Origin of the sequence: Dietzia sp. SL131, assembly GCF_026672565.1 — a bacterium.
Lineage (GTDB): Bacteria > Actinomycetota > Actinomycetes > Mycobacteriales > Mycobacteriaceae > Dietzia > Dietzia kunjamensis.
Genome location: NZ_JAPPRI010000003.1, coordinates 2,038,307 through 2,058,724, shown reverse-complemented (window position 1 = coordinate 2,058,724; position 20,418 = coordinate 2,038,307). Strand labels below are relative to the sequence as shown.

The window sequence follows — 20,418 nt, the reverse complement described above, 5'->3', positions numbered from 1 at the left end:
GATCGAACAGTCTGCACATTCGGGGTCCCGTCTGTGCGTCATGACTGGACCATCTGTCCACCTCTTCGTCGTATACCGTGGACACATGGACCCTTCACCCAACCTGGACGACACCGACCGGCGGCTCCTTGACATCGTCCTGTCCGACCCGCGCGTCGGGGTCCGCGAGTTCTCGCGACGACTCGGGGTGGCCAGGGGCACCGCCCAGGCCCGGCTCGACAAGTTGGAGGCGCGCGGTGTGCTCGCCTCGTGGGCGCCGAGGCTCGACCCCGCCGCCCTCGGGTACCCGCTGGGCGCGCTCGTCCACATCCAGGTGGCGCAGGCCAGGCTCGACGAGACGTGTGCGGGGCTGGCGCAGGTGCGCGAGGTGCTCGAGGTGGTGAGCATCGCCGGCGAGTTCGACGTCGTCTGCCGGGTCGTCGCGCGGGACCACGCCCACCTCGAGGAGGTGTTCAGCGCCATCATCTCCACGCCCGGCGTCCTGCGCACCCGCACCGAGGTGATCCTGCGTCAGCGGGTCGGGCCGCGCGTCACCCAGCTGCTGGGGGAGTGAGCCTCACTCCCAGATCCGGGCGAACGGATGGGCGGCCTCGTACTCCGAGGCCAGCTCGAGCAGGAGTCGGTCCTGCCCCCTGCGGGCGGAGAAGTGCACGCCGACGGGCATCCCGTCCGGCGCATGTCCGGTGGGCAGCGAGACGGCCGGGGACCCCGCGATGTTCTGTAGCGGGGTGAAGGTGACCCAGTTGGAGACCCGCTCGAGGTGGGTCTCGAACGGCAGGTCCGCGTCCAGGTACCCGACCTCCGGGGTCTCGTGGGCGACCACCGGGTTGATGTACACGTCGATGTCGCCGAACCGGGCGTCGAACTGCCGCCGGGTCCTCGCCAACCGCAGTAGGTGCAGGGGAAGCGAGGCGATGTTCCGTCGGGCCATCCGAGCGAGCCCGACCGTGAAGGGGTCGAGCTCGGCGGGGTCGAAATCGGGGTCGAAGAGCCTGCGCCCGGACGATGACGTGCTCAGCGCGAGCAGCCCCCAGTAGGCGATGAAATCGTCCCGGAACCCCGTCGGGACGGGCGCCTCGGTCGGCACCACCTCGTGGCCCAGTCCGGCCAGCCGCACGGCGGTCTCGCGGAGGACCGCCAGGGTCGCGGCATCGGTCGCACCGCCCGCCGGGCTCTGCTCCACGAGTCCGATGCGCAGGCGCCGTGCCGGGGCGGGGGCGACGGGGCCCACCGGGGGGACGCCGACCGGGAGGTGGCTCGCCTCGAACGCGGTGAGGAACGTGGCGGTGTCCCGGACGGACCGGGAGACCACCGACTGCGACACGATGGGGATCGGCATGCCCCGGGAGAACTTCTCGTCGGTGTGCCTACCCCGGCTCGGCTTGAACCCGACCAGCCCGGTGACCGCCGCGGGTATCCGGATCGACCCCCCGCCGTCGTTGGCGTGCGCGATCGGCAACGCCCCCGCGGCCACGAGGGCCGCGGAACCACCCGAGGAGCCGCCACTGGTGCGGCCGGTGTTCCACGGGTTGCGGGTCACCAGGCCGCCCTGCCGTTCGGTTGCGGCGGTCCAGCCGAACGGGGGCATGGCGGTGATGCCCAACGGGATCAGGCCGGTGGCGCGGAACGCACGTGCGTAGTCACCGTCGTGGAGGGCGGGGGAGTCGGGAACGGCGGGGGAGCCGAGCCGCATCGGGGCGCCCTCGACCTGCACCGCGTCCTTGAAAGCCGACGGCACGCCGGCGAACGGCGAGGACAGGCGCGAGTCCGCGGTCCGGCGTGCGTGCTCGCGGGCCCTGTCGAAGGAGGTGAAGACCAGGGCGCCGAGCGCCGGATCCACCTGCTGGCATCGTTCGATGGCGGCCTCGACGAGCTCGGTCGGTGACACCTCGCCGCCGCGGACCCGCTCGGCGAGGGCGGTGGCGTCGTCGTACCCGAGTGCGTCGTCACGGAAGGCGTGGACCCGCGCGGTGTCGGGGTGGGGCCGGGCAGGGGCGGTGTCATCGGTTGTGGCATCGGTCGTGGCGTCGGTTGTGGCGTCGGTCACCCCCCCACTGTAGGGCGAGGGGGTGTGAAAATCGGTGGCCCTCTTGACAGGTTCCGCATCGTCGGGCACTTTAGGGGTACCTAAGTAAGGCGAGGGTCACCTAACGCATCGGCGGGCGGGGCCGGTCTCTGGAGGCAATCGATGGCAGCGCACCCGGTCGTGTCGGATCCGATCACCACCGGCGCGCGCCGTCTGCTCGACGGAGCCGGCATCGCTACGGTCGCCGTACGCGGGACCAAGAACCGGTCGGATGTCATGGTCTCCGCCGGCCATCGCTGGGTCGGGGAGGGGGCGATCATCGTCACCGGGACCCCGGCCCCCTGGTCCGCACTGATGGTCGCGCCGGGAGAGTCGGTCGAGGTGGTCGTCATGATCGACGAGTTCGCCCCGATCGTCGAGGCCAAGGTCCACGTCGCGAGCCTGTACGGCTTCGGCGTGGCGCGTGCGGCACGGCAGGGTGAGGGCTGGGTGGTCGAGATCGAGATCGAACTCGGCGACCTCGACATCCGCCGGCTGGGGCACGAGGGCACCGTCCACGCGGGCTGCCTGGACGCGGTGCCGTCGGATCCCCTGGCATGCGAGGCGCCCGGCCTCGCGGACGAGATCCGGGCGCGCTTCGGCTCTGACTTGGCCATGCTGGCCGGGTCCGCCGACCCGGCGCAGCCGCCGTATGTCCTGGGCGTCGATCCCGACGGCCTGCATCTGCTGACGGCGCTCGGTACCCACGCCGATGTCATCCACCTGCCGTTCCTGACCCGCGCGGAGTGCGTCAATGACGTCGTCCGTGAGATGGGTCAGTACGTGGCCCGCGCCAGCTAGCTTCCCGCGATGGCGCGGACCGGGCCGATCAGGCCGGGCTGTAGGTGAGGCAATCGGCGGTGTCGGCGCCGGAGCCGATCTCGACGGAGTCCGCCGAGCAGAGCAGGTCCTTGTTGTGGGTGCACTCCACCCGTTGGCAGGCGCCCACGTGTGCGCTGGCGGTGGGTAGTCCGCCGCGGACGTCCAGCGAGATGAAGGTGCCGCACTCGGCGTGATCCGGGGTTCCGGCGACGGTGATGGCGCCCGCGTTGCAGCTCTGCTCGCTGTTGAACGAGCACGCCGTGACGGTGCAGGCGCTGATTCCGGTGAGTGTGGCCATGATGATCGCTCCTCGTATGACGGTGGCGTGGTGTGCCCCAGAGTCAACACCGGATCCCCCCGGCTTGCAAGCAAGTTGAGGCTGTGCTAATTCAGGCCAGCCTAAGCTGGCTACCTGCGCGGATGGCGGGAATGTCGGCGTCCCCCGCGGTGTTCTCGGCCGGATCGGCTGCGCGACGACCGGGAGTTGCAGTCCCCCGTCGGGTCGCCGGCCGTGCGCGTCGTCGGGTCCGCGGGGTGGAGGAGCGCGGGTCCGGGTCCCCGGTGGGTGATCCCGAATCCGATCTGGACATTTGTGAGGCGCAGCACTATCGTCGATTTCAGTTAATCCGACTTAACTGAAAGGGAGCGGCACCGATGACTTCCGCGACCACCAATCGCCAGGCCCACGAGGAACTTCTCGCCGACCTCCGCGAGCGCCTCGAGCGGGCCGCGCTGGGCGGCGGTGAGAAGGCCCGTGCGCGCCACCTCGAGCGCGGCAAGCTGCTCGCCCGCCAGCGCGTGGACGTGCTGCTCGACCCGGGCAGCCCGTTCCTCGAGCTCTCGCCGCTCGCCGCGGAGGAGATGTACGGGGGCAAGGCCCCCGCCGCCGGCGTCGTCGCCGGGATCGGCCGGGTGTCGGGCCGCGAGTGCCTGATCATCGCCAACGACGCGACCGTCTCCGGCGGCACCTACTACCCGATGACGGTGAAGAAGCACCTGCGCGGTCAGGAGGTGGCGCTGGCCAACCACCTGCCGTGCATCTACCTCGTGGACTCCGGCGGCGCGATGCTGCTGCAGCAGGACGAGGTCTTCCCGGACCGCGACCACTTCGGCCGGATCTTCTACAACCAGGCGAACATGTCCGCCAAGGGCATCCCGCAGATCGCCGCGGTCATGGGGTCCTGCACCGCCGGTGGCGCGTACGTTCCCGCGATGAGCGACGAGGCCGTGATCGTCCGGAACCAGGGCACGATCTTCCTCGCCGGCCCGCCGCTGGTGAAGGCCGCGACGGGCGAGGAGGTCACCGCCGAGGAGCTCGGTGGCGGCGACCTGCACGCCAAGACCTCCGGTGTGGTGGACCACCTGGCGGACGACGACTACGACGCCCTCATGAAGGTCCGCCGGATCGTGGCGACCTGCCCGCCGGCGCCCGAGCCGGACTGGGAGGTGCTCGAGCCCCGCGAGCCCGTCCGCGCGCAGTCCGACCTGTACGACCTGGTGCCGGTCGACTCGCGCCAGCCCTACGACGTGCGCGACATCATCGGCACGATCGTCGACGGCGGCGAGTACACCGAGTTCAAGGAGAACTACGGCACCTCCATGGTGACCGCGTTCGCCCACATCCACGGGCATCCGGTCGGCATCATCGGCAACAACGGCGTCATCTTCTCCGAGTCCGCGCTTAAGGGCGCCCACTTCATCGAGCTGTGTGACCGCCGCAAGATCCCGCTGGTCTTCCTGCAGAACATCACCGGCTTCATGGTGGGCCGGCAGTACGAGGCGGGCGGCATCGCCAAGAACGGCGCCAAGATGGTCACCGCCGTGGCGTGCGCCCGGGTCCCCAAGTTCACCATCGTCGTGGGCGGGTCCTTCGGTGCCGGCAACTACTCCATGTGCGGCCGTGCCTATTCGCCGCGGTTCCTCTGGATGTGGCCCAATGCCAAGATCGCCGTGATGGGCGGGCCCCAGGCAGCCGACACCCTCGCGTCGGTCCGTGCCGCCCAGGTCACCAAGTCGGGCGGGGAGTGGACCGACGAGCAGCAGTCCGAGTTCACCGCGCCGATCCGTGAGCAGTTCGAGGAGCAGTCCACCGCGTACTACTCCACTGCCCGCCTGTGGGACGACGGGATCATCGACCCCGCAGACACCCGCACTGTCCTCGGTCTGGCCCTGGCGGCCGCGGCCAACGCCCCCCTCGAGCCGGTCAACAACGGCGTCTTCAGGATGTGAGCAGCTCCATGTCAGAACAACTGTCACAGAAACTCCACACCGTCCTGGTGGCCAACCGCGGGGAGATCGCGTGCCGCGTGATCCGTTCGCTGCGGGCAGCGGGTATCCGCTCGGTCGCCGTCTACTCGGACGCGGACGCCGACGCGCTGCACGTGCGCATGGCCGACGCCGCCGTCCGTCTCGGCCCGGCCCAGGCCTCGCAGTCGTACCTCGACATCGACAAGGTGATCGACGCGTGCCGCCAGACCGGGGCGCAGGCCGTGCACCCGGGTTACGGTTTCCTGTCCGAGAACTCGCGGTTCGCGCGGGCACTCGACGAGGCCGGCCTGATCTTCGTCGGACCGCCGGCCTCGGCGATCGAGACCATGGGCGACAAGATCACCGCCAAGGCGGCGGTGTCCGCACGTGACGTCCCCACCGTGCCCGGGATCTCGCGTCCGGGCCTGACCGACGACGAACTGATCGCCGGTGCCGCCGAGGTCGGCTACCCGGTCCTCGTCAAGCCCTCGGCCGGTGGTGGCGGCAAGGGGATGCGCCGCGTCACCGATCCCGCCGATCTGCCGGCGGCACTGGAGTCCTCGCGACGGGAGTCGGCAGGCGCCTTCGGCGACGACACCCTGTTCCTCGAGCGGTTCGTCGACACCCCGCGCCACATCGAGGTGCAGGTCCTGGCCGACACCCACGGCAACGTCATCCACCTGGGTGAGCGGGAGTGCTCACTGCAGCGCCGCCATCAGAAGGTCATCGAGGAGGCGCCCAGCGCACTGCTCGACGAGGTCACCCGTCAGCGCATCGGTCAGGCGGCGTGCGACGCCGCCCGGTCGGTGGGGTACGTGGGCGCGGGCACGGTGGAGTTCATCGTCTCCGCGCACGCCCCGGACGAGTTCTTCTTCATGGAGATGAACACCCGCCTGCAGGTCGAGCACCCGGTCACCGAGATGGTCACCGGTGTCGACCTGGTCGACTGGCAGGTCCGCATCGCCGCGGGCCAGGAGCTCACCCTGCGCCAGGAGGACATCACCCTCACCGGCCACGCGATCGAGGCCCGAGTCTATGCCGAGGACCCGGCCAAGGGCTTCCTGCCCACCGGCGGCACCGTGGTCGGGCTCGAGGAGCCCTCCGGCGACGGCATCCGCGTGGACTCCGGCCTCCGTGTGGGCACGGTCGTCGGCAGCGACTACGACCCGATGCTCGGCAAGGTCATCGCGCACGGCGCCGACCGCGCCGAGGCACTGGCCCGGCTCGACGCCGCGCTCGCCGGCACCCACGTGCTGGGTCTGCGCACGAACGTCGACTTCTGCCGGTTCCTGCTCTCGCGGCCGGAGGTCGTCTCCGGCGAGCTGGACACGGGCCTGCTCGACCGGTCCGTCGACGACTACACCGCGACGCCCGCCCCCGAGGGCGGACTGATCGCCGTGGCCATGCACCGCACCGAGGAGCGCTGGGCCCGGGTGCCCGCTGGGCGCCGCGGCCCGTGGGACGTTCCCAACGGGTGGCGGATCGGCGGGCGCGCCGAGGTGTGGACCCGCCTGGACGCCGGCGCCGGGTCCGACGCGGTCACCGTGGGACTGCGGGGGACCCCCGACGACGCCGAGGTGACCATCACCGACGCCACGATCGGATCCACCGAGGCGCCCGAGGTCTCCTCCCGACATCGTGCGCGGGTCGCCCGGGACGGCGCCTCCCTCCGGCTGACCGTCGACGGCACCCAGCAGCGCTGGACCGTCGTGCGCTCGGCGGACCCCAAGGCCGCCGACACCTTCTGGGTGGCCGGCGACGGCGGGACCTGGGACCTGCGGATGCTCCCGCTCATCGACTCCCGGATCCACGACGCCGGGATGTCGGACGGCCAGATCGTCAGCCCCATGCCCGGTTCGGTGATCGCGTGCTTCGTCGCCGACGGCGACGAGGTCACCGCCGGACAGAACATCCTGGCCGTCGAGGCCATGAAGATGGAACACGCACTGCCCGCGCCGATCGACGGTGTGGTCCGCGTGCACGTCACCACCGGCGAGCAGGTGCCCGCCGACCACCTGCTCGCGACCGTCGAGCCCCACCCCTCCACCGAGGAATCCGAAGGAGAAGGCAATGCCTGAGTTGGAAGAGCACTACGCCGACCTGAAGTCGACGGTCGCGGACTTCGCCGACAAGGTGGTCGCCCCGGCCTCGGCCGAGCACGATCGCAACCACACCTTCCCCTACGAGGTCGTCGCCCAGATGGGCGACATGGGCCTGTTCGGTCTGCCGTTCCCCGAGGAGTTCGGCGGGATGGGCGGCGACTACTTCGCCCTGTCGCTCGCCCTGGAGGAGCTCGGCCGCGTCGACCAGTCGACCGCCATGACCCTCGAGGCCGGCGTGGGCCTGGGCGCCATGCCCATCTACCACTTCGGCAACGACGAGCAGCGCGCCAAGTGGCTCCCCGACCTGGCCGCCGGCCGCACGCTCGCCGGCTTCGGCCTGACCGAGCCCGGCGCGGGCTCGGACGCCGGCGCCACCAAGACCACCGCGAAGCGTGACGGCGACGAGTGGGTGGTCAACGGCAACAAGCAGTTCATCACCAACTCCGGCACCGACATCACCTCGCTGGTCACCGTGACCGCGGTGACGGGAGAGCGGCGGGCCGCGGACGGTTCTGTGAAGAAGGCCATCTCGACGATCATTGTCCCGGCCGACACCCCCGGATTCACCGCGGAGCCCGCGTACGACAAGGTCGGGTGGAACTCCTCCGACACGCACCCGCTGACCTTCGCCGACGCCCGGGTGCCGGCGGAGAACCTCCTCGGCGAGGAGGGGCGCGGGTACGCGAACTTCCTGTCGATCCTCGACGAGGGACGCATCGCGATCGCCGCCGTGGCCACCGGTGCCGCGCAGGGGTGCGTCGACGAGTCCGTGAAGTACGCCCGTGAGCGCGAGTCCATGGGCCGCAAGATCGGCGAGTTCCAGGCCATCGCGTTCAAGATCGCCCGCATGGAGGCCCGCGCCCACACGGCGCGTTGCGCCTACTACGAGGCCGCGCGACTCATGCTGGCCGGCAAGGAGTTCAAGAAGGAGGCCGCCATCGCCAAGATGATCGCCTCCGAGGCGGCTATGGACAACGCCCGCGACGCCACCCAGATCCACGGTGGCTACGGCTTCATGAACGAGTACCCGGTGGCGCGGCACTACCGCGACTCCAAGATCCTCGAGATCGGCGAGGGCACCACCGAGGTGCAGCTCATGCTCATCGCGCGCGGTCTGGGGCTGTAGGCGATGACAGACCAGCGCAGAGAGGTCGTCCAGCGTGGCCTGTGGTTCGAGGAGTACGAGGTGGGGACCGCCTACCTCCACCGCCCCGGGCGCACGATGACCGAGACGGACAACGTCCTGTTCACCACGCTGACGATGAACACGCAGGCCCTGCACCTGGACGCGGCGTGGTCGGCCGAGCAGCCGGGCTTCGGCGGCGAGCGGCTCATGAACTCGATGCACACGCTGTCGACGCTCGTGGGACTGTCGGTCGCCCAGCTCACCCAGGGCACGATCGTGGCGAACCTCGGCTTCTCCGAGGTCAGCTTCCCCAAGCCGGTCCTGCACGGTGACACGCTGTACGCGGAGACCGTGTGCACCGACAAGCGCGAGTCGAAGTCGCGGCCGGGCGAGGGCATCGTGACCCTCGAGCACATCGGCCGCAACCAGCACGGCGACATCGTGGCCAAGGCGGTCCGCAAGACGCTCGTCCGCAAGCGGCCGACGGAGTCGGGCCCGGGCGAGGAGGCCACGGCATGACCCCCGCACCCGCCTGGATCCCGCCCGGCCCGGCACTGCTGTTCTGCCCGGCCGACCGGCCGGAGCGCTACGGCAAGGCGGCGGACCGCGCGGACGTCGTGATCGTCGACCTTGAGGACGCCGTCGCACCGGCGGACCGCCCCGCGGCCCGTGAGGCGCTGCGGGCCTCGACACTCGATCCGGACCGGACGATCGTGCGGGTCAACCCGACCGGCACCGACGACCACGCGGCTGACCTCGAGGCCCTGGCCGACACGGACTACCGCTGCGTGATGCTGGCCAAGACCGAGTCCGCCGCGCAGGTCACGGATCTGCACTCGACGACCGGCGCCGCTGTGCTGGCGTTGGTCGAGACCCCGCTCGGCGTCGTCCGCGCGGAGGAGATCGCCGCCGCGCCCGGGTGCGCCGGGATGATGTGGGGCGCCGAGGACCTCCTGGCCGCGATGGGCGGATCGACCAGCCGGTTCTCCTCCGCCGAGGCCGGTGGCCCCCGCGAGGCGGGGGAGTACCGCGACGTGCCCCGTCACGCCCGGGCGCGGGTCGCGCTCGCCGCGGCCGCGTTCGGTCGGTGGGCGGTCGACTCCGTGCACCTGGACATCGCCGACTCCTCCGGTCAGCGCGCCGAGGCGCTCGACGCCGTCGCGCTGGGATTCGTGGCCACCGCGTGTATCCACCCGTCCCAGGTCGCGGTGGTCCGCGAGGCCTACGCCCCCGACGACGACGAGGTGGCCTGGGCCCGGAAGGTCCTCGCCGCCGCGGAACACAACCAGGGCGTGTTCCGGCTGGACGGTCGCATGGTCGACGGTCCCGTCTTCCGCCAGGCCGAGGCGACGATGCGTCGCGCCGCGGCCGGCGCCACCTGATACCGCAATCCCCACCCCGTGGGCCGTCCGGCCCCACCCCCAAGGAGTACCGAGATGACCACCACCGATCTCGATTCCACGACCCTCGACCCCGCCGGGTCCCACACGCGCGGAGAGACCGACGTCCCCCTGCTCACCCAGACGATCCCCGAGAACCTCGCGGCGACCGTCGAGAGGTTCGGCGACCGCGACGCGCTCGTCGACGTGCAGGCCGACCGGCGGTGGACCTACGCCGAGTTCCTCGCCGACGTCCGCCGCCTCGCCTCCGGACTGCACCGCCTCGGCATCCGTGCGGGCGACCGGGTGGGGATCTGGTCGCCCAACCGGTGGGAGTGGGTGATGGTCCAGTACGCCACCGCCGAGATCGGCGCGGTGCTGGTCAACATCAACCCGTCCTACCGGGTCCACGAGCTGGAGTACGTGCTCAAGCAGGCGGGGATCAAGGCCGTCGTCGCCGCCCCCCAGTTCAAGGATTCCGACTACACCGGGATGCTCGCGCAGGTCCAGCCGAACTGCCCCGACCTCGAACTGGTCGTGCTCTTCGGCGACGAGGAGTGGGAGTCGCTGGTCTCGGGCCCCACCCACGCCGAGGAACTGGCGTCGATCCGCGCCGCACTGCAGCCGGGCGACCCGATCAACATCCAGTACACCTCCGGCACCACGGGCTTCCCCAAGGGCGCCACGCTCTCGCACTCGAACATCCTCAACAACGGGTACTTCGTCGGCGAGCTCGTCAACTACACGGAGGTCGACCGGGTGTGCATCCCGGTGCCCTTCTACCACTGCTTCGGCATGGTGATGGGCAACCTCGCGTGCACCAGCCACGGATCGGCAATGGTCATCCCGGCGCCCGCGTTCGACCCCGCGGCCTCGCTGCGCGCGGTGGAGCAGGAGAAGTGCACGAGTCTCTACGGCGTGCCCACGATGTTCATCGCCGAGCTCGCGCTGGAGGATTTCGACTCCTACGACCTGTCCACGCTGCGCACCGGGATCATGGCCGGCTCGCCGTGCCCCGAATCCACCATGCGTCAGGTGATCGACAGGATGAACATGGAGGAGGTCTCCATCTGCTACGGCATGACGGAGACCTCGCCGGTGTCCACCCAGACCCGTCGGGACGATTCGCTGGACCGGCGCGTGTCCACGGTCGGCCGGGTCGGGCCGCACCTCGAGATCAAGATCGTCGACCCGTCGACCGGTGCCACCCTGCCGCGCGGCGAGGCCGGCGAGTTCTGCACGAAGGGCTACAGCGTCATGCTGGGCTACTGGGACCAGCCGGACAAGACCGCCGAGGCGATCGACCCCGAGGGCTGGATGCACACCGGCGACATCGGGGAGATGGACGACGCCGGTTACGTCCGCATCACCGGCCGCATCAAGGACATGGTTATCCGCGGTGGCGAGAACATCTACCCGCGGGAGGTCGAGGAGTTCCTCTACACCCACCCGGACATCCTCGACGCCCAGGTGATCGGCGTGCCCGACCCCAAGTACGGCGAGGAGCTCATGGCCTGGGTCCGGCTCAAGCCGGGACGCGACGATCTCACGGCCGAGGAGGTCCGCGAGTTCGCCACCGGCAAGCTCGCCCGCCACAAGATCCCGAAGTACGTCCACGTGGTCGACGAGTTCCCCATGACCGTCACCGGCAAGGTCCGCAAGGTCGACATGCGCAAGAGCGCCATCGAGATCCTCGGCATCGCCTGACCGCCCCCACACCCAAGGAGTGCGTGTATGTCCAGCAAGATCATGACCGCGGCGGAGGCCGTCGCGGACATCCCCGACGGGGCGTCCATCGCCGCCGGCGGGTTCGGCCTGAGCGGGATCCCGCAGATCGTCATCGAGGCCCTCGCCGCCCGCGACGTCGGGGACTTCGAGGTGTTCTCCAACAACGCCGGCGTCGACGGCAAGGGCCTCGGCATCCTGCTGGAGAGCGGCAAGCTCCGGCGCATCGTCTCCTCCTACGTCGGGGAGAACAAGGAGTTCGCCCGCCAGTACCTGTCCGGTGAGCTCGAGGTGGAGCTCACCCCGCAGGGCACGCTCGCCGAGCGGATGCGTGCGGGCGGGTCCGGCATCGGGGCGTTCTTCACCCGCACCGGCGTCGGCACGTTCGTCGCCGACGGCGGCATGCCGTGGAAGTACGACTCGGCCGGCGGGATCGCGGTGGCCTCCCCGCCCAAGGAGACCCGCGAGATCCGCGGCGAGACCTACGTGCTCGAGCAGGCCATCGAGGCCGACTACTCGCTGGTGCGCGCCGCGGTGGCCGACCGCAACGGCAATCTCCGGTTCAACCTCACGGCCCGCAACTTCTCACCGCTCGCGGCGATGGCCGGCCGGGTGTGCATCGTCGAGGCCGAGAAGATCGTCGAGGTCGGAGAGCTCGCCCCCGACGACATCCACCTCCCGGGCATCTTCGTCCACCGCCTGGTGGAACTGACCCCGGAGCAGGTCGCCCAGACCAAGTGGATCGAGAAGACCACCACCAACCCGCCCTCGGAAGGACAGCGCTGATGAGCACGCCCGCACGACTCGGACGCGACCGCAAGGCCATGGCCGCCCGCGCGGCCCTGGAACTGGAGGACGGCCAGTACGTCAACCTCGGAATCGGCCTGCCGACCCTGGTCCCCAACTACGTCCCCGAGGGCGTCAACGTGACTCTGCAGTCCGAGAACGGGCTGCTGGGCATCGGGCCGTACCCGCACCCCGACCACGTCGACCCGGACCTCATCAACGCCGGCAAGGAGACCGTCACGACCCTGCCGGGGTCGGCGATCTTCGACTCGGCGATGAGCTTCGGCATGATCCGCTCGGGCAAGATCGACGTGGCGATCCTCGGCGCGATGGAGGTCAACCCGGCCGGTGACATCGCCAACTGGATGGTCCCCGGCGCGATGGTCAAGGGCATGGGCGGGGCCATGGACCTCGTGGTGGGCGCCCGCCGGATCGTCGTGGTCATGGACCAGGTCGCCAAGGACGGTTCCTCCAAGATCGTCTCCGAGATCTCCCTGCCGCTGACCGGCCTGGGCTGCGTCGACCGGATCATCACCGAGCTGGGCGTGTTCGACCGGGACGCCGACGGGCTGACCCTCATCGAGATCGTCGACGGGGTCACCGTCGAGCAGATCGAGGCGGCCACCGACGCGCCGTTCCGGGTGGCCGAGCACCTCAGGTGACCCCGCCGCCGCCGGCGCCGCCCGGCCTCTGGACCACACCGGTCCGGGGCCGGGCGGCGCTCTCGGCGTTGGCGTGGGTCCTCGTGTACGGGGCCTCCCTCGTCGTCGTCGTCCTCCTCGGCCTGGTCACGGCACGGACCCTCGGGGCCGGCCGCCCCGACACCGCGCTCCTCGCCCTGGTCGTCCTCGCCGGCACCGCCGTGGCCGCGCTGCTCGCGGTGCGGATCCACCTCCTGCGCCGGCGCGGTCTCGGGTGGGCGGACGTCGGCCTCCGGCCACCGGACCGCTCTCCCTGGCACCTGGCGTGGCAGATCCCCGCGGTGATGGCGGCCGGCGTCACCGCCTCGATGATCGTGCTCATCCCCCTGGGGGCGGGCGCCGAGTCGACGGGGGATGAGGCCGATGCGGCGATCGCGGACCTGGCGGCCGGCGGGCCGGTGTTCGCCGCCCTCGGGCTGCTGACCGTCGCCGTGCTCATCCCGGTGGCGGAGGAGGTCGTGTTCCGCGGCATCGTGCTGCCGGCCCTGCGGGCGCGGCTGCGGGCCGTCGCGGGGATCACGCTCGCGGGAGCGGTGTTCGCCGCCGTGCACCTGCTGCCCCCGGCGCTGCCGTACCTGCTGGTGGTGGGGATCTCACTGTGCGCGATGGCAGAGTGGTACCGGTCGATCGTGCCCGGCATCGTGCTCCACGGCGTCAACAACGCGATCGTGTTCACCGGCGTGATCGCCGCCGGGTCAGGCCAGTAGCGCCGAGACCAGCAGGAGGACCGGCAGCGCGCCGAGGGTCGTGAGGACGGCGGAGTCCCGGGCCAGCAGTGTCCCGTGTCCGTACCGGGTCGCGACCACGAGGACGTTCTGCGCGGTGGGCAACGCGGCGGCGACCACCACCGTGAGAAGCTCGTGACCCTGCATGCCCATCAGCCCGGCGCCGATGGCGTACGCGAGCACGGGGTGGGCGACGAGCTTGAGTGCGCTCGCGAGGAAGATCTCCCGGCGGGGCGAGGCGCCGGCCTCGAGCACCTTGACTCCGTAGAGCGACATGCCGAACACCAGCAGGGCGCCGGGGACGGAGATCTGGCCGACCAGGTGCACGGGCTCCAGGAGAGTCTCGGGCGGCGTCCAGGGCAGGGCGGCGACGACGACGCCCGCGAGCGCAGCGAGGACGATCGGGGTGCGGACCGACTGCAGTAGCGCACCGAGCGCGCCCCCGTCCCCGCCGCCGTCCGACCCCTCGGCCCGCGCGGCCCGCTCCAGCACGGCGATGGCGACCGGTTGGAGGACCACCACCTGGAAGAGCAGCAGCGGCATGACGAACCCGAGGTCCCCGAGGACGTACAGCGCGATGGGGATGCCGAGGTTGGCGGAGTTGACGTAGCCGGCGGACAGGGCACCCACCACGAGGTCCGCCGCCGGGCGCTTGAGCCACAGCCGGGCGATCGCCACGTACAGGACCGCGACGATGATCGCCGACACCGCGGACACCACGAACACGCCGGTGAAGACCTGGTCGAGGGTGGTGCGGGCGAGGGAGTCGAACAGCAGTGCCGGGGTGGCGACGTAGAAGACGAGCCGGTTGAGCACCAGGTGCGCGTCCGTGCCGAGGACCAGGGTGCGGGCGAGTATCCAGCCCAGCGCGACCAGCGCGACGATGACGGCGAAGCCGTTGAGGACGCCGGCCACGGGTGGACTCCTGGTGTCGGGGAGGGGAGGGGGAGAGGGGAGCGGTAGGCGCGGTAACGCCGATCGGGGTCGCGCACTCCTGCGTGAGGAGGCACGACCCCGATCGGGTTGCTGTTGCCTGAGTCGGCGGCTAGAGGCCGCAGGCGGGACGGGCGGTCCGGTTCACCCGCGCCGAGTGGTGACTCAGCGGCTGGTGAACGGCAGCAGGGCCATCTCGCGGGCGTTCTTGACCGCGACGGCGACCTGACGCTGCTGCTGCGGCGTGAGGCCGGTGACCCGACGCGAACGGATCTTGCCGCGATCGGAGATGAACGTACGGAGGGTGTTGACGTCCTTGTAGTCGACCGTCTCGATACCCGCCACCTTCAACGGGTTCTTCTTGGGTCGACGGCCCTCCTGGGCGCGGATCTTCTTGGACGGGGTGCTACGTGCTTTAGCCATGGTTACCTACTCACCAACTCGACTTCGTGACACCGGGCAGCTCGCCACGGTGGGCCATCTCGCGCATGCGGACGCGGGAGAGGCCGAACTTGCGGAGGTAGCCGCGGGGGCGACCGTCGGCGACGTCGCGGTTACGCACCCGCACGGGCGAGGCGTCACGCGGCATCTTGTTGAGAGCGGTCTGGGCATCCATACGTGCCTCGTCCGTGCTCTCGGGGTTCTTGATGATTGCCTTGAGCTCGGCGCGACGCTCGGCGAACCGGGCGACCTTGGCCTTGCGCTGCTCGTTGCGCGCGATCTTGGACTTCTTGGCCACGAGTCAGCGCTCCTCTCGGAATTCGACGTGCTTACGGACGACCGGGTCGAACTTCTTGAGGACGATGCGGTCCGGATTGTTGCGACGGTTCTTGCGGGTCACGTACGTGAACCCGGTACCGGCCGTGGACTTCAGCTTGATGATGGGGCGGATGTCGTTACGAGCCATCTCAGATCTTCTCCCCACGGGCGCGGATGCGGGCCACGACGGCCTCGATGCCATCGCGGTCGATGGTCTTGATGCCCTTGGTCGAGACCGTCAGCGTGACGCGACGACCCTCGGAGGGCACGAAGTAGCTACGGCGCTGGATGTTCGGGTTCCAGCGACGGTTGGTCCTGCGGTGTGAGTGCGAGACGGACTTGCCGAAACCCGGCTTCCGTCCCGTTACCTGGCAATGCGCCGACATGGCGTGGTTCTCCTTCCGCCCCGTCCTGCGGTGGCGCGCGGCGGAGGGGGCACCCTCGGTCGGCCTGGGCCGTACGGGGGGCTTACCGCCACGTCGCGAGCACCGTGAGAGGCGATAGCAAACGTGCAGACAACAGCGATGGTCTAGTTTACGGCCCGACCGCGTGAAACGGTAATCGGCACGTCAGTGGGCATAAAGGCGGCCGGACCGGCTCCGGCGGCCGGATGTCCGCGCCGCACGAATTGGGTGCCCGGCCATCCTACGGGTACGATCTACCGATGCGTGTGCTGACACCGGGATCCCCGGTTCGGCCACTGGCAGTTGCGCGCTCTTGCAGGAGCGAGCGCCAGACCCACAGACTTCTACCGAGCTAGAGGGATCCAGTATGAAGAACGACATTCACCCCGACTACCACCCGGTGGTCTTCCAGGACTCGGGCACGGGCACCAAGTTCCTCACCCGTTCCACCGCGACCAGCAGCCGCACTGTCGAGTGGGAGGACGGTCAGACGTACCCGCTCATCGTCGTGGACGTGACCAGCGAGTCGCACCCGTTCTGGACCGGCGCGCAGCGCGTCATGGACACCGCCGGCCGCGTCGAGAAGTTCCAGCGTCGCTACGGCAACCGCACCCGCCGCAAGTGAGCAGCGGGGCGTCCGCGCCCCGACCACCCTCCTAGACCCCGAGGACGATAATCATGGCAGTTCCGAAGCGCCGCCTCTCGCGTGCCAACACCCACTCCCGCCGGTCCCAGTGGAAGGCCGACAACGTCGCCCTCCAGGAGACCAAGATCGACGGCCGCCCCGTGGCGCTGCCGCGTCGTCTGGTCAAGGCCGCTCAGCTCGGCCTGGTCAACCTCGACCGCTGAGCCGCGTCGGCTGCCGCCCCCGGGGCGCAGCTGAGCACGGCGGCGCCGCGGGCGCCGCACGCACACGCCCGGTCACGAGCCCGGCGGGTCCACACGGACCCGTCGGGCTCGTCGGCGTCTGTGGCGCGCGTGGCGGCGGCCCTCCGGGGCGGATCCTCAGCCGCGCTTCAGTCGGGTGGGCGAGAATCCCGTCATGAAGATTCTCGTTGTCGACGACGACCAGGCCGTGCGCGAATCGCTCCGGCGCTCCCTGACTTTCAACGGCTACGACGTGGAGCTCGCCGGCGATGGCATCGAGGCGATCGAGAGGGTCGACACCAACCGGCCCGACGCGGTCATCCTCGACGTGATGATGCCCCGTCGGGACGGGCTCGAGGTGTGCCGGATCCTGCGCAGCAGGGGGGACGACCTGCCGGTGCTCATGCTCACCGCGAGGGACGCCGTCTCCGAGCGGGTCGCTGGTCTGGACGCGGGGGCCGACGACTACCTGCCCAAACCCTTCGCGTTGGAGGAACTCCTCGCCCGCCTGCGGGCTCTGCTGCGTCGTCGCGGCACGGACGCCGAGGAGGTCGACGAGGTGCTGGAGTTCGAGGACCTGCGGATGGATATCGCGACCCGCGAGGTCACCCGCGGCGAGCGCCGGATCCAGCTGACCCGCACCGAGTTCTCCCTGCTCGAGCTCCTCATGCACCACCCACGCCGGGTCCTCACCCGGAGCCACATCCTCGAGGAGGTGTGGGGCTACGACTTCCCGACCTCGGGTAACGCTCTCGAGGTCTACATCGGCTACCTACGGCGTAAGACGGAAGGGGAGGGTGAGAGCCGGTTGATCCACACCGTGCGCGGTGTGGGTTACGTGCTGCGCGAGACGCCGTAGTGCCCGCCCGCACGATGCGGACGGGGTCCGCACCGATCTCCCTGCACCAGCGGGTGACGCTGCTGGCGGCGAGCTCGGTGGGTGTCGCGGTCGCCCTCATGGCCGTCGCGGCGTACTTCGTCGTGTCGGGGTCGATGTACAGCGATGTCAACAACCGCCTGCAGCAGCAGGCCGACCAGTTGGTCAACAGCCAACTCGCCTCCGAGTTCGCCCTGCAGTCGCGCAGCACGCTGATCGCACTGCGGGCGTTCAACCCGAACCTGGACGCGCAGATCGTCGCTCCCTCCGGGGTGCGCACCGCGACCGGGGAGCCCTTCCAGATCGGTGGCCCGGAGATCGCGGTCGTGCACGGCGAGGCCGAGTCGAGCCTGCGTACCTCCGGGGGCAAGCAGATCTACGCGGTCGGGGTCCGAGACGGCTCGACCCTCATCCTGGCCCAGGACCTCAGCCCCACCCGTGCTGCGTTGAACCGTCTGGCGATCGTGCTCACGCTCGTCGGGGCAGCGGGCATCGCCCTGGCCGCGGTGGCCGGGACGGCCGTCGGCCGCACCGGGTTGGCGCCGGTGGCCCGGCTGACCAGGGCCGTGGAACGCATCGCCCGCACCGATGATCTGCGGCCGATCCCCGTGGCCGGTGACGACGAGATCGCCCGCCTGACGAGCAGTTTCAACCAGATGCTCGTCGCGCTGGGGGAGAGCCGGGAGAGACAGGCGCGGCTCGTCGCGGACGCCGGGCACGAACTCAAGACGCCACTGACGAGTCTGCGGACGAACGTCGAGTTGCTCATCGCGGCCAGTCGCCCCGGCGCGCGGACGATCCCCGACGCCGACCGGAACGAACTCGAGGCAGACGTCGTGGGGCAGATCTCGGAACTCAGTCAGCTCGTCGGGGATCTGGTCGAGCTCGCCCGCGAGGACTCCGGGGAGGTCGAGCTGGAGCCGGTGGCCGTCTCCGACGCGGTCGAACGGGCCCTCGAGCGGGTCCGGCGTCGCCGGCACGACGTGGACTTCGACGTCGAGTTGATGCCCTGGTACTCCTTCGGCGACTCGGCCGGGATCGAGCGTGCGGTGCTGAACGTGTGCGACAACGCGGCCAAGTGGAGTCCCACCGGCGGGACGGTGACGGTGCGGATGCGGCCCATCTCCGACGCGGTGATGGAACTGACTGTCGCCGACCAGGGGCCCGGCATCCCCGAACAGGACCGCGAGCTGGTCTTCGAGCGCTTCCATCGCTCGCACGAGGCGCGCGCGATGCCGGGGTCGGGTCTGGGGCTGGCCATCGTCCGACAGGTCACGACCCGACACGGCGGAACCGTCGAGATCAGCGACGCCGAGGGCGGCGGCGCACTGGTGCGGGTGACCATCCCCGGAAGCGAGCAGCCGACCGGGTGAGTCCCGGGGTGGCGCGCACCGTCTCAGCGGGCACACAGCGCCATCGGGAACCATGGGACTCATGGAGAACGAGAACGAGAACGGCCGGGGCAGGGGCGAACCCGGGTCCCCGGACGAGTGGGCCGGTAGATCGGGTGCAGGTCTCGAAGGACCCGCACACGGACCCTCCGGCCAGAACCCCTACGCCGCCAAGAATCCCTACGGCATGGCCCAGGGGTGGGGTGGAACCGATCGGCCCACCACGGCCTTCCCCGCACAGCACCCCGCACAGCCCCCCGCACAGGCGCAGGGGCAGGGGCAGCACCCCGCACAGGGGCAGGGGCAGGGGCAGGCCGGACCGTGGCGACCCGCGGACGCCATGCCCCCCTCGGGCCCGCCGCCCCACCCCGGGGCCGGGCCGGGTGTGGAGCCCGGGACGCCGCAGGGCCAACGGAAGTCGGGCCGGGGCCTGCTCGCGGCCGGCATCGTGGCCGCCATGCTCGTCTCCGGTGGGCTCGGTGGGTGGATCGGTGCGACGGTCGCCGGTGGGTCCGCGGCGGGGTTGTCCTCGCCCATCAGCGCGACCCAGCCCGAGGGGACGGCGCCCGACGGCACCGTCGAGGCGGTGGCGGACAAGGTGCTGCCGAGCGTCGTGTCGATCGACGTGCGTTCCCAGACGGGCCGCGGCGAGGGGTCCGGGGTGGTGCTGACCGCCGACGGCCTCATCATCACCAACAGCCACGTCATCGGCGCAGCTCTCGCCGGGGGCCAGATCCAGGTGCGTTTCGACGACGGCTCCAAGGCTCCCGCGAGCGTCGTCGGCACGGACCCGGCCACCGACATCGCGGTCATCAAGGCGGAGACCTCCCGCCCGCTCACCCCCATCGCCCTGGGCACCTCGGCGACGTTGACCGAGGGACAGGCCGTGGCCGCGGTGGGGTCGCCACTGGGGTTGTCGGGTACCGTCACGACCGGCATCGTCTCCGCGCTGAACCGCCCGGTGCGGGCCGGCGGCGCCCAGTCGGACCAGAGCACGGTGATCGACGCCATCCAGACCGACGCAGCCGTGAACCCGGGCAACTCGGGCGGCGCGCTGGTCAACATGAACGGCGAACTGGTCGGGATCAACTCGGCCATCGCGTCGTTGGGATCGGGCAATTCGGGATCGATCGGCCTGGGCTTCGCCATCCCGGTGGACCAGGCCAGGCGGATCGCCGACCAGCTGATCAAGCAGCAGTACGCGACCCGCGCGGTGCTCGGGGTCTCGGTCAGCGACTCGCCGGAGGGCGACGGCGCGCTGGTGCGTGCCGTCGAGCCGGGTGGGCCCGCCGAGCGCGCGGGGATCGAGCAGGGCGCGGTCATCACCGGGGTGGGGGATCGGCTCATCGAGGGCGGCGACGCGCTCGTCGCGGCCATCCGGTCCCAGGCGCCGGGGGACACCGTGACCGTCACCTATGCTTCTCGTGAGGGCGATTCGCCGAACACCGTAGACGTGATGCTGGGAGAGGCCAGATGAGCACCAGATTTGACCCGCGGGCTCTGCCCGGG

The 20,418-nt window shown here is 70.6% G+C and carries 23 protein-coding genes; 16 read left to right on the top strand and 7 right to left on the bottom strand.

Going from position 1 to position 20,418, the window contains the following annotated elements; genetic code table 11:
• The first annotated feature begins 85 nt into the window (after positions 1–85).
• Entirely contained in the window at positions 86–553 is a 468-nt protein-coding gene (locus tag OVA21_RS10505) for an Lrp/AsnC family transcriptional regulator (RefSeq protein ID WP_067717341.1), read from the top strand.
• Positions 554–556: 3 nt separating this feature from the next.
• On the opposite strand, the gene OVA21_RS10500 is transcribed toward OVA21_RS10505, so the two are convergent.
• Positions 557–2,047: an amidase gene (locus OVA21_RS10500; RefSeq protein WP_096907089.1), complete on the bottom strand. Its 1,491-nt coding sequence runs from the start codon at positions 2,045–2,047 to the stop codon at positions 557–559.
• A 141-nt stretch (positions 2,048–2,188) separates the two neighbouring features.
• Between OVA21_RS10500 and OVA21_RS10495 the strand changes: the two genes are divergently transcribed.
• Entirely contained in the window at positions 2,189–2,866 is a 678-nt protein-coding gene (locus OVA21_RS10495; RefSeq protein WP_096907090.1) for a hypothetical protein, read from the top strand.
• Positions 2,867–2,894: 28 nt separating this feature from the next.
• On the opposite strand, the gene OVA21_RS10490 is transcribed toward OVA21_RS10495, so the two are convergent.
• Positions 2,895–3,185 carry a DUF1540 domain-containing protein gene (locus OVA21_RS10490; protein WP_067713210.1) on the bottom strand — a complete coding sequence of 97 codons (291 nt, stop codon included), beginning with the start codon at positions 3,183–3,185 and terminating at the stop codon, positions 2,895–2,897.
• A 356-nt stretch (positions 3,186–3,541) separates the two neighbouring features.
• Here OVA21_RS10490 and OVA21_RS10485 point away from each other — a divergent pair, with 356 nt between their 5' ends.
• Genes OVA21_RS10485 through OVA21_RS10445 form a run of 9 tightly spaced genes read left to right on the top strand, consistent with a single transcriptional unit; the run spans position 3,542 to position 13,660 of the window.
• Positions 3,542–5,116 carry a carboxyl transferase domain-containing protein gene (locus tag OVA21_RS10485; protein ID WP_096907091.1) on the top strand — a complete coding sequence of 525 codons (1,575 nt, stop codon included), beginning with the start codon at positions 3,542–3,544 and terminating at the stop codon, positions 5,114–5,116.
• An 8-nt stretch (positions 5,117–5,124) separates the two neighbouring features.
• The gene (locus OVA21_RS10480) at positions 5,125–7,212 is read left to right on the top strand and encodes an acetyl/propionyl/methylcrotonyl-CoA carboxylase subunit alpha (protein WP_096907092.1); all 2,088 of its coding nucleotides are present in this window, start codon (positions 5,125–5,127) and stop codon (positions 7,210–7,212) included.
• Positions 7,205–8,362, top strand: a complete 1,158-nt coding sequence (locus OVA21_RS10475) for an acyl-CoA dehydrogenase family protein (protein ID WP_268092395.1) — start codon at positions 7,205–7,207, stop codon at positions 8,360–8,362. Before OVA21_RS10480 ends, OVA21_RS10475 begins: the two co-directional genes overlap by 8 nt.
• 3 nt (positions 8,363–8,365) lie before the next feature.
• Positions 8,366–8,881, top strand: a complete 516-nt coding sequence (locus OVA21_RS10470; protein WP_096907094.1) for a MaoC family dehydratase — start codon at positions 8,366–8,368, stop codon at positions 8,879–8,881.
• Entirely contained in the window at positions 8,878–9,744 is an 867-nt protein-coding gene (locus OVA21_RS10465) for an HpcH/HpaI aldolase/citrate lyase family protein (RefSeq protein ID WP_268092394.1), read from the top strand. The genes OVA21_RS10470 and OVA21_RS10465 overlap by 4 nt, the downstream gene beginning before the upstream one ends.
• A 54-nt stretch (positions 9,745–9,798) precedes the next feature.
• On the top strand, positions 9,799–11,448 hold the full coding sequence (locus OVA21_RS10460) for an AMP-binding protein (RefSeq protein ID WP_096907096.1): 1,650 nt from the start codon (positions 9,799–9,801) through the stop codon (positions 11,446–11,448).
• A gap of 27 nt (positions 11,449–11,475) precedes the next feature.
• Positions 11,476–12,252, top strand: a complete 777-nt coding sequence (locus tag OVA21_RS10455; protein WP_067713235.1) for a CoA transferase subunit A — start codon at positions 11,476–11,478, stop codon at positions 12,250–12,252.
• Positions 12,252–12,914, top strand: coding sequence for a 3-oxoacid CoA-transferase subunit B (locus OVA21_RS10450; RefSeq protein ID WP_096907097.1), 663 nt, complete (start codon positions 12,252–12,254; stop codon positions 12,912–12,914). The genes OVA21_RS10455 and OVA21_RS10450 overlap by 1 nt, the downstream gene beginning before the upstream one ends.
• Positions 12,911–13,660: a CPBP family intramembrane glutamic endopeptidase gene (locus OVA21_RS10445; protein WP_096907098.1), complete on the top strand. Its 750-nt coding sequence runs from the start codon at positions 12,911–12,913 to the stop codon at positions 13,658–13,660. The genes OVA21_RS10450 and OVA21_RS10445 overlap by 4 nt, the downstream gene beginning before the upstream one ends.
• Here the strand turns inward: OVA21_RS10445 and OVA21_RS10440 are convergent.
• From OVA21_RS10440 to rpmB, 5 genes are all read right to left on the bottom strand, one after another.
• Positions 13,649–14,593, bottom strand: a complete 945-nt coding sequence (locus tag OVA21_RS10440) for an AEC family transporter (protein ID WP_069388689.1) — start codon at positions 14,591–14,593, stop codon at positions 13,649–13,651. The two genes, OVA21_RS10445 and OVA21_RS10440, sit on opposite strands and share 12 nt — an antisense overlap.
• Positions 14,594–14,776: 183 nt before the next feature.
• Positions 14,777–15,034, bottom strand: a complete 258-nt coding sequence (gene rpsR, locus OVA21_RS10435) for a 30S ribosomal protein S18 (RefSeq protein ID WP_007632792.1) — start codon at positions 15,032–15,034, stop codon at positions 14,777–14,779.
• 10 nt (positions 15,035–15,044) lie between these two features.
• Positions 15,045–15,350, bottom strand: coding sequence for a 30S ribosomal protein S14 (rpsN, locus tag OVA21_RS10430; RefSeq protein WP_017836289.1), 306 nt, complete (start codon positions 15,348–15,350; stop codon positions 15,045–15,047).
• A gap of 3 nt (positions 15,351–15,353) precedes the next feature.
• Entirely contained in the window at positions 15,354–15,518 is a 165-nt protein-coding gene (gene rpmG / locus OVA21_RS10425; protein WP_010542298.1) for a 50S ribosomal protein L33, read from the bottom strand.
• A gap of 1 nt (position 15,519) precedes the next feature.
• Positions 15,520–15,756: a 50S ribosomal protein L28 gene (gene rpmB / locus OVA21_RS10420; protein ID WP_010542299.1), complete on the bottom strand. Its 237-nt coding sequence runs from the start codon at positions 15,754–15,756 to the stop codon at positions 15,520–15,522.
• A 385-nt stretch (positions 15,757–16,141) separates the two neighbouring features.
• Between rpmB and OVA21_RS10415 the strand changes: the two genes are divergently transcribed.
• The 5 genes from OVA21_RS10415 (at position 16,142) to OVA21_RS10395 (ending at position 20,386) form a co-directional block, all read left to right on the top strand.
• Positions 16,142–16,399, top strand: coding sequence for a type B 50S ribosomal protein L31 (locus tag OVA21_RS10415; RefSeq protein WP_067713246.1), 258 nt, complete (start codon positions 16,142–16,144; stop codon positions 16,397–16,399).
• Positions 16,400–16,452: 53 nt separating this feature from the next.
• Positions 16,453–16,623, top strand: a complete 171-nt coding sequence (rpmF, locus tag OVA21_RS10410) for a 50S ribosomal protein L32 (protein ID WP_067713249.1) — start codon at positions 16,453–16,455, stop codon at positions 16,621–16,623.
• A 193-nt stretch (positions 16,624–16,816) separates the two neighbouring features.
• Positions 16,817–17,500, top strand: coding sequence for a response regulator transcription factor (locus OVA21_RS10405; protein WP_069388691.1), 684 nt, complete (start codon positions 16,817–16,819; stop codon positions 17,498–17,500).
• Positions 17,500–18,891, top strand: coding sequence for a HAMP domain-containing sensor histidine kinase (locus OVA21_RS10400; protein WP_096907099.1), 1,392 nt, complete (start codon positions 17,500–17,502; stop codon positions 18,889–18,891). The genes OVA21_RS10405 and OVA21_RS10400 overlap by 1 nt, the downstream gene beginning before the upstream one ends.
• 61 nt (positions 18,892–18,952) lie before the next feature.
• Positions 18,953–20,386: a S1C family serine protease gene (locus OVA21_RS10395; RefSeq protein ID WP_216824147.1), complete on the top strand. Its 1,434-nt coding sequence runs from the start codon at positions 18,953–18,955 to the stop codon at positions 20,384–20,386.
• Positions 20,387–20,418 lie beyond the last annotated feature (32 nt).

Excerpts from the sequence above, each read along its gene's own strand:
- OVA21_RS10505 (WP_067717341.1), top strand. The coding sequence starts at position 86 with ATGGACCCTTCACCCAACCTGGACGACACCGACCGGCGGCTCCTTGAC.
- OVA21_RS10495 (WP_096907090.1), top strand. The coding sequence starts at position 2,189 with ATGGCAGCGCACCCGGTCGTGTCGGATCCGATCACCACCGGCGCGCGC.
- OVA21_RS10490 (WP_067713210.1), bottom strand. The coding sequence starts at position 3,185 with ATGGCCACACTCACCGGAATCAGCGCCTGCACCGTCACGGCGTGCTCG.
- OVA21_RS10485 (WP_096907091.1), top strand. The coding sequence starts at position 3,542 with ATGACTTCCGCGACCACCAATCGCCAGGCCCACGAGGAACTTCTCGCC.
- OVA21_RS10480 (WP_096907092.1), top strand. The coding sequence starts at position 5,125 with ATGTCAGAACAACTGTCACAGAAACTCCACACCGTCCTGGTGGCCAAC.
- OVA21_RS10475 (WP_268092395.1), top strand. The coding sequence starts at position 7,205 with ATGCCTGAGTTGGAAGAGCACTACGCCGACCTGAAGTCGACGGTCGCG.
- OVA21_RS10470 (WP_096907094.1), top strand. The coding sequence starts at position 8,366 with ATGACAGACCAGCGCAGAGAGGTCGTCCAGCGTGGCCTGTGGTTCGAG.
- OVA21_RS10465 (WP_268092394.1), top strand. The coding sequence starts at position 8,878 with ATGACCCCCGCACCCGCCTGGATCCCGCCCGGCCCGGCACTGCTGTTC.
- OVA21_RS10460 (WP_096907096.1), top strand. The coding sequence starts at position 9,799 with ATGACCACCACCGATCTCGATTCCACGACCCTCGACCCCGCCGGGTCC.
- OVA21_RS10455 (WP_067713235.1), top strand. The coding sequence starts at position 11,476 with ATGTCCAGCAAGATCATGACCGCGGCGGAGGCCGTCGCGGACATCCCC.
- OVA21_RS10450 (WP_096907097.1), top strand. The coding sequence starts at position 12,252 with ATGAGCACGCCCGCACGACTCGGACGCGACCGCAAGGCCATGGCCGCC.
- rpsR (WP_007632792.1), bottom strand. The coding sequence starts at position 15,034 with ATGGCTAAAGCACGTAGCACCCCGTCCAAGAAGATCCGCGCCCAGGAG.
- rpmG (WP_010542298.1), bottom strand. The coding sequence starts at position 15,518 with ATGGCTCGTAACGACATCCGCCCCATCATCAAGCTGAAGTCCACGGCC.
- rpmB (WP_010542299.1), bottom strand. The coding sequence starts at position 15,756 with ATGTCGGCGCATTGCCAGGTAACGGGACGGAAGCCGGGTTTCGGCAAG.
- OVA21_RS10415 (WP_067713246.1), top strand. The coding sequence starts at position 16,142 with ATGAAGAACGACATTCACCCCGACTACCACCCGGTGGTCTTCCAGGAC.
- rpmF (WP_067713249.1), top strand. The coding sequence starts at position 16,453 with ATGGCAGTTCCGAAGCGCCGCCTCTCGCGTGCCAACACCCACTCCCGC.
- OVA21_RS10405 (WP_069388691.1), top strand. The coding sequence starts at position 16,817 with ATGAAGATTCTCGTTGTCGACGACGACCAGGCCGTGCGCGAATCGCTC.
- OVA21_RS10395 (WP_216824147.1), top strand. The coding sequence starts at position 18,953 with ATGGAGAACGAGAACGAGAACGGCCGGGGCAGGGGCGAACCCGGGTCC.